Genomic DNA, 809 nt, shown 5'->3' on the forward strand with positions numbered 1-809 from the left:
CTGACGAGTGGAGCAGCGTCTACAGCGCTGTCCAGGGATTCCCTCCCGAGATCTATCACCGCGAGGGGCGCCGCCTCATCGGTCGTGACACAGTTGATTACTGGCATGCCATGTACCAGGTCAATTGGCCTGAGCAAATCGCCTTCGGCGGGTACTTTGCCGACAGCAAGGCCAAGACACAGTTTGCAAAGCCGGCCGGCGGATCGCTGCGCGAAGGCGCCTATGGGCCCGGCCATTTTGTGACCGAGGATGGCGCGGAGGTTGATTTTGAAGGCTCTGTTTACTTCGGTATTCCCATGGGGGCCGTTGTTCCTCCAGAAGGCGAGTGCGACAACCTGGCCGTGTGCTGGGGCATCAGCGCTACAGCCATGGGGTTTGCAGCAATCCGTTTGGAGCCATTCCTCAACGCAGTGGCAACAGGCGTGGGCCATATGGCTGTCGAGAGTCTGGTCTCCGGCACGCCGATTGCCCGATTGAGCTATGGCGCTGTGCGCGCACGACTCGATGCCGCAGGCGCACTGCTGTATCGCTACCAACCGACTTGAGGACGCAATGACATTCATCACACCAGGGCGCACCAGCCGTGCGGTACAAACCAGCTCGGCCGGTTTGCCCCAGCTCACCTATGCCGGCGGCGTCACGATCGCATCGCCTGACGGGCGCCAGGCGGCGCCTCACATCATTGTCGAGGCGCCGCAAGCTCCCATCTTGTCCACGCTTGTTGATCTGTCCACCACCGCAGAGCAACCGCTTCATGTGCTGCACGCCCAAGGCCGCTACATCATTGACAGCATCGTGGTGGAGCGGGC

General features: G+C 61.6%; 2 protein-coding genes. Both read left to right on the forward strand.

Annotated elements, in window-relative coordinates; genetic code table 11:
• The coding region (locus ACNAZA_RS22355) for an FAD-dependent oxidoreductase (RefSeq protein WP_415798689.1) at positions 1 to 545 on the forward strand (545 nt) is incomplete at its 5' end.
• Between the two features lie 7 nt (positions 546 to 552).
• A partial coding sequence (locus tag ACNAZA_RS22360; RefSeq protein WP_415798690.1) for a hypothetical protein occupies positions 553 to 809 on the forward strand: 257 nt, incomplete at its 3' end.

The sequence above is a fragment of the Comamonas aquatilis genome (assembly GCF_965139575.1).
In the GTDB taxonomy this organism is placed as follows: domain Bacteria; phylum Pseudomonadota; class Gammaproteobacteria; order Burkholderiales; family Burkholderiaceae_C; genus Comamonas; species Comamonas aquatilis.